General features: G+C 65.1%; 6 protein-coding genes and 4 pseudogenes. 7 read left to right on the top strand and 3 right to left on the bottom strand.

Annotated elements, in window-relative coordinates:
• The first annotated feature begins 629 nt into the window (after positions 1-629).
• Both AB0F62_RS37670 and AB0F62_RS37665 read left to right on the top strand, forming a co-directional pair.
• The gene (locus AB0F62_RS37670; RefSeq protein WP_361810131.1) at positions 630-908 is read left to right on the top strand and encodes a hypothetical protein; all 279 of its coding nucleotides are present in this window, start codon (positions 630-632) and stop codon (positions 906-908) included.
• A gap of 207 nt (positions 909-1115) precedes the next feature.
• Positions 1116-1608: pseudogene (locus AB0F62_RS37665) on the top strand (transposase); the annotation flags it as partial.
• A 314-nt stretch (positions 1609-1922) separates the two neighbouring features.
• Here AB0F62_RS37665 and AB0F62_RS37660 read toward each other — a convergent pair.
• The gene (locus AB0F62_RS37660; protein ID WP_361810129.1) at positions 1923-2474 is read right to left on the bottom strand and encodes an ABATE domain-containing protein; all 552 of its coding nucleotides are present in this window, start codon (positions 2472-2474) and stop codon (positions 1923-1925) included.
• A gap of 543 nt (positions 2475-3017) precedes the next feature.
• Here AB0F62_RS37660 and AB0F62_RS37655 point away from each other — a divergent pair.
• Positions 3018-3128 (top strand): annotated as a pseudogene (locus tag AB0F62_RS37655) (helix-turn-helix domain-containing protein); the annotation flags it as partial.
• Positions 3129-3157: 29 nt separating this feature from the next.
• Here the strand turns inward: AB0F62_RS37655 and AB0F62_RS37650 are convergent.
• Positions 3158-3703 (bottom strand): annotated as a pseudogene (locus AB0F62_RS37650) (IS110 family transposase); the annotation flags it as partial.
• Between the two features lie 335 nt (positions 3704-4038).
• On the opposite strand from AB0F62_RS37650, the gene AB0F62_RS37645 reads away from it, so the two are divergent.
• Positions 4039-4965, top strand: coding sequence for an integrase core domain-containing protein (locus tag AB0F62_RS37645; RefSeq protein WP_361810127.1), 927 nt, complete (start codon positions 4039-4041; stop codon positions 4963-4965).
• A gap of 12 nt (positions 4966-4977) precedes the next feature.
• Here the strand turns inward: AB0F62_RS37645 and AB0F62_RS37640 are convergent.
• Positions 4978-5106: pseudogene (locus AB0F62_RS37640) on the bottom strand (IS5/IS1182 family transposase); the annotation flags it as partial.
• Between the two features lie 755 nt (positions 5107-5861).
• On the opposite strand from AB0F62_RS37640, the gene AB0F62_RS37635 reads away from it, so the two are divergent.
• The 3 genes from AB0F62_RS37635 to AB0F62_RS37625 are packed head-to-tail and all read left to right on the top strand — an operon-like array spanning position 5862 to position 8901.
• Positions 5862-6965, top strand: coding sequence for a bifunctional DNA primase/polymerase (locus tag AB0F62_RS37635; protein ID WP_361810125.1), 1104 nt, complete (start codon positions 5862-5864; stop codon positions 6963-6965).
• Positions 6962-8500: a phage/plasmid primase, P4 family gene (locus tag AB0F62_RS37630; protein ID WP_361810123.1), complete on the top strand. Its 1539-nt coding sequence runs from the start codon at positions 6962-6964 to the stop codon at positions 8498-8500. Before AB0F62_RS37635 ends, AB0F62_RS37630 begins: the two co-directional genes overlap by 4 nt.
• Positions 8497-8901, top strand: coding sequence for a DUF6009 family protein (locus AB0F62_RS37625; protein ID WP_361810121.1), 405 nt, complete (start codon positions 8497-8499; stop codon positions 8899-8901). Before AB0F62_RS37630 ends, AB0F62_RS37625 begins: the two co-directional genes overlap by 4 nt.
• Positions 8902-9115 lie beyond the last annotated feature (214 nt).

Genomic DNA, 9115 nt, shown 5'->3' with positions numbered 1-9115 from the left:
ATGAGACGTGCATGCCGCGCCGATGGCACCAGCCTCCCGCCGCTGATTCCTCGGGAGGCTTCTCGGCATGACCGCCGTACAGGGGACAGCCGTCGACATCACGACCGAGGACGGCACCCCCGACGCGTAGCAGTCACTGCAGGTCAGGGCCCAGCTAGGGTACGCGGGGCCTCATCACCGCTTGCCCGCGCAGGTGTAGCCACCATCGCCCCCCCTCGCAGCCTCAACAGCCGCAAACGCAGGGCACCGGTCAAACTTCGGTGAGACGGAACACCCGTGCGTCTCGTCGAAGAGTGGCTGGCCCTCGCACGGCTGCCACGCCAGGACAGTCAACTGAGGGGTGCCGGACAGGTCATTTCCCTGGAGCCTCCCTGGTCAGCACAGACTCTTTACGGGACTGCACCTGCAAGGGCACTTCTTCCTCGGAAGCCGCTCCTACACAATCGCCGGAAGATCGACAGCCAAGTCGCCTACCGCATCGTCGGCGGCGTCCGCCCGGAAGCTGATGGCGCGTACTCATCCGGGGCCCGGCGCTCCCTGACCGACCTCCTCATCTACGCCGGCGGACTCATCGACTGCCGAAACTCGGTCGCCATCGAGGAGTTCGAGGAAAGATCCGGACCGGCTGGGTGGCCATCAGCGCCCCAGACAATACTTGGGCGACCGCGCACCAGCTGACGTCCCGGCAATTCAGGGCACTCCGAGGCCGATTCAACCCGGGCCTGCTGGTCGTCGAAGTCCGCCACATCATCGTCAAGCTGAACGGACGGCCCGACTCTACTGATCGCTGCCCGACCGCCGTCGCCACTCTCCTCGCGCACAAGGACACGCAAACCGGACCGCGTTTCCTGGTCATCCTGACCTCACAGCGCAGCCATACGCGCGGCAACACGGACAGCAATGACTAGCCGCTGCGGGTGCTGATGGCAGGACACGAAGGCGAGATCCACCAGCCACACAGAACACCTACGGCGAGGACGGTTGCGTCCTTGGAAGTGGTGTAGCGGGTTGGACCTGATGCGGGGGTTTGCTCCGGCGTCCGGGTTGGTGCCCGCATAGACGAACGGCCACCGGCTGATCTTCGAAGTGTCGAAGCCTCGAAGGAGATCAGCACGATGACCGCACCTGACAGTCTGCCCCTGCACGTCCTCGCCGAGGAGAACCTCGCTGCGGCGAGTCCCGATCTGCTGCGCGCGATGGTCAAGACGTTCGCCGACGCGCTCATGTCCGCGGAGGCCGATGCGCTGTGCAACGCCGAATACGGGCAGGTCAGCGACGAACGCGTCAACCAGCGCAACGGATATCGCCCGCGCGAGTGGGACACCAGGGCCGGCGCTGCTGCGGACGGTCTTCGAACAGCCCGACGCAGACGCCGCCCAAGCCCAGATGAAGCAGGTCCCGGACGCCCTGGAGAAGAGGTTTCCCAAAGCCGCCCAGCACTACATGCCAGCGTTTGCCGCCTTCCCGCGCGAGAACTGGCGGCAGATCTGGTCGAACAACCCGCAGAAACGACTGAACAAGGAGATCCGCCGCCGCACCGACGTGGTCGGCACCTTCCCCGACCGCACCACCCTGATCCGCCTGGTCGGCGCCGTCCTGACCGAACAGACGGACATGATCCGGCTTCGACGGACAAGGTGGCTCCGTAACAACAAGGGATCTTGATCAGCCCTCCTCCGCGTATACGGAACCCCACCCTCATGCCGCAGCTTCCTCCAAACCGCTCGACAGGCAGCTCAGAGCCCCGCCTGCGGGGCACGGGGAGTTGCACCGAAGACCCGTACGGGCCCCGGTCTTGACGAAGCCCTTGGTAGGGCGATGTGCCAGGCCGCTGGCAGGTTCCAGCTGGACTTCTTCTGCTGTAGTCCACCAACCGAGGGCCACTCGTCGTTGCTCATGGATGTCGAGGCGGTCTCACTCCATCACACTTCCGCCAGACTGCGGCGGCGCGCCCGAAAGGCAGCCGCCTTCACCCGGTTCCCGCAAGTGCTCATTGCGCACCACTCTCGACGGCCGCCCCGAGAGCGATCAAGGTAGACCTGCGTACACTCTGGGCGTCCGCACTCACGCAGCAGCTCCGCATCTCGGCCCCCAATAATCTCAACCACTTCGCGGGCAATAGCCGCTAGGCCCTGCGACGCCGAGCCGGAGCGACTCGCGCCTCTGGGGCCCAACTGTGCCAACACGGGGACCTGTTCGGCATGTCGATTTACCACCGCAACTGCTTCCGCGGGGAGCCCCCTGCCGGCGAGCCGCGCCTCAACCAATGCGTAAACCGACTCCCGCAGGGCCAGCGTCGCCGCCAAGTCCGACGCGTCGGAGCCGGGCTCTCGGTCCATCAGCCCGGACTCAACAAACCAGGAATCAAGGAGCTTGGGGGTTCCCAGCCATTCCTTCGGTACGGGGTTGCGTCGCTCACGTAGGGTTCCCAGCAAGTCCAGGGCTAGCGTCCCACAAGGGAATGCATGAATCACATCACCACACTACTCGGTAGTCAGAGCTACGTCACCTGCTTGACAGGTGATAGGTGAATTGGCCTTCTCGAGCTGTCGTCGCTTGCCCGACTTGTTCTCGAGGCTTCGCACAGCCGACAGCGACGCCAAACGGCTACTGCCAATCGACTCAACCTCGAGTATCAGACAAGGAATCCCCTTGCTGCTCCTGGCGGGCTCCCGCAGGGAGAGTTTTGAGAATCAAGGCACCGGAATCCGCCAAGCCCGAATCAGTAGCTCCGCCCAGCCAGGAACTAACCCCTCGCTGACGGACTTCGCAGGCTGACGCGTCTACACCACCATGAGCCTCGTACCCGAAGGTGCAGCGCATAATCCCCTACGCCATGTCGTGGGACGACCCTGTTCGTTGGCGGCCATTCGGTTCAATGCGGTGGGGGAGTGGAGTCTTCGGTGACATCGCAAAGCACAGGACGGTACCCTGGGTGCGTTTCGGTGTCCCGCGTCAGACTTTGTGGCAGGGCTCGTTTCTTGCGGGTCCTGTCCCGTGAAGGAGTCTGATCGATCATGGTGAGACCGCCGGCGGTGCCGCCGGAGGAGAAGGTCCGGATCGTTCTGTCGATCCTGGCCGGTGAGATGACCGTTGCCGAGGCCGCGCGGCGGGCGAAGGTGTCCGAGCAGTCGGTCGGGAACTGGAAGCGCCAGTTTCTGGAGTCCGGCCGGGTCAGTCCGCCGTTGGACAGCCCGGCGAACGCGGTGAGTGCCGCGGGGAAGAACTCTCGCAGCAGCGAACGGACTTGGTTCGACAACTGCTGGATGGCCCAGGCAGTGTCCTGGTGAGCACGGGCCAGGACCGCGATTGCGCGCACCAGGTCACTGTCGTCCGGCAAGCGGCGGTGTTGGTCGGCGTCGGTGCGAAGGATGTTGGCCAGGGCAATCGCGTCGGCCCGGTCGGACTTGGACCGGGAAGGAGCCGATCGCTCACGATAGCGGGCGGCAGCGAGCGGGTTGATCGCATGGACCGGACGGCCCGTCGCCCGCAGCGTGGCCACCAGCAGGCCGTGGTTGGTCTCGATCGCGACGGGGATCATCGCGCCATCGCAGTCTCCGTGGTCGGCCAGCACCTCCAGCAGCCGGGCCAGCCCTGCCGGATCGTCGCCGATGCGCAGCTGTGCCAGCACCTGGCCGCGCTCGTCCACCAGCGCCACGTCATGGTGGTCGTCGGCCCAGTCGATGCCGCAGGTCACCCTCATTCACGTTTCCCTTCGCCGGTCCTGGTCTCGTCATGCAGGTCCGCCTCGGGTTTGCCTCGCCCTAATGGAAGGACTCGTCGGGTCCGACATCTGACAAGCGGTCTGTGCCCAAGGCTGCAAGTGGGCGGCTCCTCGTCGCCAGGGAGAACTCGACGGTTCACGGGCATCCACGGATGCCACCCGCTTCGACCAGGGCGACGCTAGGCGATGCAGCGGGGCTCCGTCAGCGCTCGCACCGGTCTCGAGGAAGGACTCGAAGGTCGCCGTGATCCATGGGTCTCCCGGCTTCTGGGCCCCGCTTGCAACGCCATTAGGTGATCCGCATCGATGCGGGCATGCCGACCGCGAGGTTCTGCCGTCTGATCGGCGTGCCCGAGCGGACCTGGCGCCGCCATCAGGCCCGTGCCCGCCGCGACGCCGAGCCGCGGGGGTCGTGGCCGCGTCCGGCCCGCGAGCAGGTCCGGGACACCGCACGTCGGCACGCGCTCGCGCATCCGGCGTGGGGGCATCGCAAGGTGTGGGCGATGTGCCGATGGGACGGCCATCACGTCTCGCAGGCCACCGTGCTGCGGCTGCTGCGCGACGAGGGCCTTCTACTGGAGGCGAACTACCAGCGCGAACGTCGGCAACTCGCGGCGCGGCGCAAAGCGGCGTTCGCCACCGAGCCGATCGGCCCGAACCAGGTCTGGCAACTCGACTTCTCCGAGTTCGAGACCACCGCCGGCGGCACCTGGCGGCTGGCCGGCTGCCGCGACTACTGGTCGAAGTACGAACTGGGCTGGCACATCTCGCCCACCGCAAACCAGCACGACGCGATCGCCGCCGTCGAGCTCGCCCTGGCCGAGGCCGCGCTGCTGGCCGGCAGGCCGCTTGCCGACCTCGCCCCACGCGACGCCGACGGCGCGGTGCAGCCGCTGGTCACGATCGTCACCGACAACGGCGGACCGTTCCGCTCGTTCCGCTTCGAGGCATTCATCGCCACCCGCCCCGAGCTGCGGCACGTCCGCACCCGGGTCCGAACGCCAGGGCAGACCGGCTCACGCGAGCGCGGCTTCGGCTCGCTGAAGTACGAGAAGCTGTTCCTCGAGGAGATACCCGACGCCCTCGACCTGGTCCGCCACGCCGAGGACTACCGGACCGATTACAACACCGTCCGGCCCCACGAGGCACTCGCCTGGAACCGCCCCCACGACGTCCACACCGGCGCCGCCGACCCTCTCGTCCCCAACTTTCCCGAACCCGAAAACCTGCCAGTTACTTGACGCGGGACACGCGGCGCCTGCCCCTGCCGCACGCTTCCTTGCCCCACCACGTGTGCCGTGACGGCGACCCTCGACAGCGGCCTGCCACGGCCCGGCCAACTCCTCCACCAAGCAATCTCCTCGACTGACGTGCCTCCACACGGTGAAAAGCGCCTGTTGTCAGCCCGATCACGGGAGGGCTCACTTTTCACCGACCGACAGAGGTCGTGCCTGACGGCAGCACGTCGACGCCGGAAGCCAGCTACTGAAGCGACCGGAGCGTGGGATTGCCGCTGACACACACAGTCAGCAAAGGCAGTACCCACCTTGAGTCGCTTCGGTCGCTGGTAGAGAGGTGTCGTACTTCGTGAGCTGCGCTTGTCTCGCAGCGACCGAGGCCGCAAAACGCCTCCTGTCACCTTCAGCCGGTCTCCCTCCTTCCCACAAGGGGACGGCGTGCCAACTTGAGTCGCTGGACAGTAGCTGCTTCTCGGTCTCTGGTAAAAGACCAGGTCAGGCGGGGTAGAGCTCGAAGACAGCGACTGAAGCGACTCAGCATTGGAACTATGACGACATTCCTGCGCGTGCGTGTGCGCGTCATATACCAGAGCTTCGGTCGCTTCAGTCGCTGACACGCTCCAAGAGCCTCCTGACCTGGACTTTTGTCGCTACAAGACGAGCGACCGAAGCATCTTTCGATCGCTCCGCCCCGACTTGAGCAGGGGACAACATCCTGCTTCGGTCGGTGTGGCACACCGCCGATCCGTCCTTCGCTAATCTATGTTGACCCTGTTTGGATGTTGAGTCGCTTCGGTCGCTCCGAACCGCTCACGAGCCAGCTGACCAGGAGTTCTTCTCCTCCTCGCCTGTCTGCTCGGCTCGGATCTCGAAGCGACTGAACGAACCGGAAGGATGCCGTGCCCCCGAGCCTGGCTGAGAACGGCCGCTACGAGCAGCGCTCAGGCACGCTCACTTTTGCCCGCTGGTGTGCTGCCCAAGGCTGGCCGGTACTGCCGCTCGCTCCCGGTCGTAAGACTCCCGCTGCCAATTGCGGGGCATGCCGGGACCGGCGGCATACCCACAGTGGCTGTTCGTGTATTACTGCTGGTCGCTGGTGCCATGGTTTCCGCGCTGCGACCACGGACCCTGGCCGGCTCGACGCTTGGTGGGCTGTTGATCCCCGTTTTGGTGTGGGAGTCGCCTGTGGGCCGGCCGGGCTTGTGGTCCTGGATGTCGATGTCCATCCCAAACCCCTTCCAGAGCGGGATCGGCTCTTGCCTGGGATCCCCATCCATGACCAGGTCGACCTAACCGGCCTGAGTCACGGCTTTCATACCCTCGCCCTGCTTGCGGCCTTGCGCGGCCAACCCGACCCGTGCTCTGACGAGGGCACGCTCCGCGTCAGAACCCCGTCAGGTGGCTTGCACATCTGGTACAGCGCTGATGCCGCATATCGTTTCCTGTGCTCCACCGGGTCCAGCAGCGGGCGCGCTTTGGCTTGGCAGGTCGATGTCCGTGCTGAAGGCGGTTACATCATCGCCCCCGGAACCACTACGTCCGTCGGTACCTACACGCGCATCGGCCAAGCCCGGGTCCCAGCCCCGCTGCCGGAGTGGCTGGCCAACGAACTCGTACGGACAGGTCACCTCGATATTCCAGAGCCGCGGCGCCCGCTCTCTCCCCAGCCTGTTCCTCAGCGAGCTCGCCAAGCTGTTATCGCAGCTGGTGGTGGTGGTCGTAACCGGGCCGCCCGGGTCTTGGAGACGGTCCTCGCTGACGTAACCGCCTGCGCTCAGGCCACCGAAGGCGCTGGATTCTCCGAGAAGCTCAACCGCGCCGCGTACACCGTCGGGGGACTGGCGGCCGGCGGTTATCTGAACGCCACCGCCGCAGAGCGGATACTCATGGATGCCGCGCTGTACGCTCGCCCGGGCCAGGCACGGCGCTGTGCACAGATCATCCGTAGTGGACTCGATGCCGGCACTCGGCGACCGCTCCACCTCGAAGGACAAACCTCATGACGCCGACCGAGCCAGGAACGGGCGAATTCGACGCGTCGGCCGCGGCCCAGCAAATCCTCGCGGCTCCGGTCCCGGAAGCACTCTCCATTCCGGGCTTCCCAGCACAGGTCTCGCCTACGCCTATCACTTTCCAGCCGGCAACTGCCCACGGGCTTCTCCCGGATTCCCTCAGTGACCGAGGCAACGCCAAGCTCTTCGTCCACCTTTACGGGCACGACTACCGGCACGTACCGGGCTTGGGCTGGTATCGCTGGGCGGGGCACCGTTGGCAATTGGACGAGGAAGACACGGTGCTCTGGGCTGTCGGAGAGATGGCCGAAGCCATCGCGACAAACGACCCCACGGGCAACTACACCAGCGCCGACCTGCGCCGACACCGTCGCCGAGCTCTATCCACATCTGGCATGAACGCTCTGCTGATGCAGGCCAAGGCATCACCGGGCATGGTTATGAACGCTAACCTGCTGGACGCCGATTCTTACGCTCTATGTACGCCCGAAGGCGTGGTAGACCTCCGCACAGGAGCGCTGATCCCCCCTGACCCGGCCACCCAGCACCATTCCCGTTCCACCACTGTGGCCCCAAAATCCATGCCCACACCGCGTTGGCAGCGGTTCCTGGACGACACGTTCGGCACCGATGCGGAGGGCCTGCGTACTGCGGACTTCCTTCACATCCTCCTCGGCTATTCGATCAGTGGCGATGTCGGAGCCCAGGTGATGCCGTTTCTGTACGGACACGGTAAGAACGGCAAGAGCGTGCTGCTGGACGTCATGCTGCAGCTGATGGGCGACTACGCCGACGCAGCCCCGCCCGGATTCCTGATGGCAAAGGTCTTTGAAGGGCACCCGACCGATCTTGCCGAGCTCCACGGCCGTCGCATCATCGTCTGTTCCGAGCTCAAGCCTGGCGACCGTTTCGACGAAGCCCGTGTCAAACTCCTCACGGGAGGCGACAAACTCAAGGCTCGCCGCATGCGGCAGGACTTTTTCTCCTTCCACCCCACCCACAAATTGTGGCTGCTGGGCAACCACCGCCCCGAGGTCAACACCGGCGGCTTCGCCTTCTGGCGCCGTATGCGTCTCATCCCGTTCGAGCGGGTGGTACCCGAGGAACGCAAGATCGACAACCTGGCAAGTGTGTTGGTGCGTGAGGAAGGTCCCGGCATCCTGGCCTGGCTTGTCGACGGCGCTCGTCGCTACTTCACCGGCGAGAAGGACCTCGCTGGCCCGGACCGGGTTCAGGTCGCGACCACCGCTTACGCCGAGACCGAAGACCACGTAGGGCGCTTCCTGACCGAAGCATGCAAGATCGGGGACGGCCTACGGGCCGAACAAGCTCAGCTGTACGGCGCCTACACCCGCTGGTGTGGCTTTGAAGGAGCCAACCCTGTCTCCGCCCGCGCGTTTGCCGCCAGAGTCCGTGAGACCCTGGGTATGGCCTCACCGAAGGAGATGGTCCTGTCCAATTCACGTAAGTACTATCCGGGCATTGGCCTGATGACCGACCTGGCTAGTGAGGAGCGGCGGCCGTGAGCGCGCTGATCGACCCTGAGGAACTCGCACACGAGACTGAACTCGTGTGGCTTGAAGACCCCACGGAACTCGACTACGTTCGCCAATCTCTGGATCGTTTGCCCTCGCGCCGAGGCAAACCCGCTTACCATCGCGACGGCCGCATGGTCGGCTACGCGGTTCTTGGCAAGGATGCAAAGCCCTCTCGGGCCTCTGGTACCTTCCGCCGCCGTGTCTTCTGGTTGCTTCCCCACGACCGTGACCAACAGCCCCAAGGACTCTACGCCACCGGAGCGCCTTCTGAGGCGGTTGACCCGCGCACCATCAGGCCGCAGGTGAAGGGCTACAAGACGCAGCGCTCCGAAGGCGGCCCCGCCTCTCCTGCGATGCTTGAACTCGGGATAGTCCTGCCCGTCGAATGACGGTGAACAGCGAGACCACCCCATCGCTTCAGAGCGAGCACTAATAGCAGTCATTGACAGGTAGACATCCTCTTCGTGATGTTTTCGCCGTTTCTGCTTGCGAGCTCGATCCGGTTTCGCGGACCTCGGCCGGATGAGGATGGTTTTGATTGTCGACGACAGGCGTTTGGGCTGCAGCGTGCTTGCCGGGAGATGGGGCTCAGCGATTGAGGCA

This window comes from Streptomyces sp. NPDC026673 (genome assembly GCF_040638135.1).
Taxonomy (GTDB): domain Bacteria; phylum Actinomycetota; class Actinomycetes; order Streptomycetales; family Streptomycetaceae; genus Actinacidiphila.
Note: the sequence above shows the minus strand (reverse complement) of the source record. Positions and strands in the feature narration are given on the sequence as shown.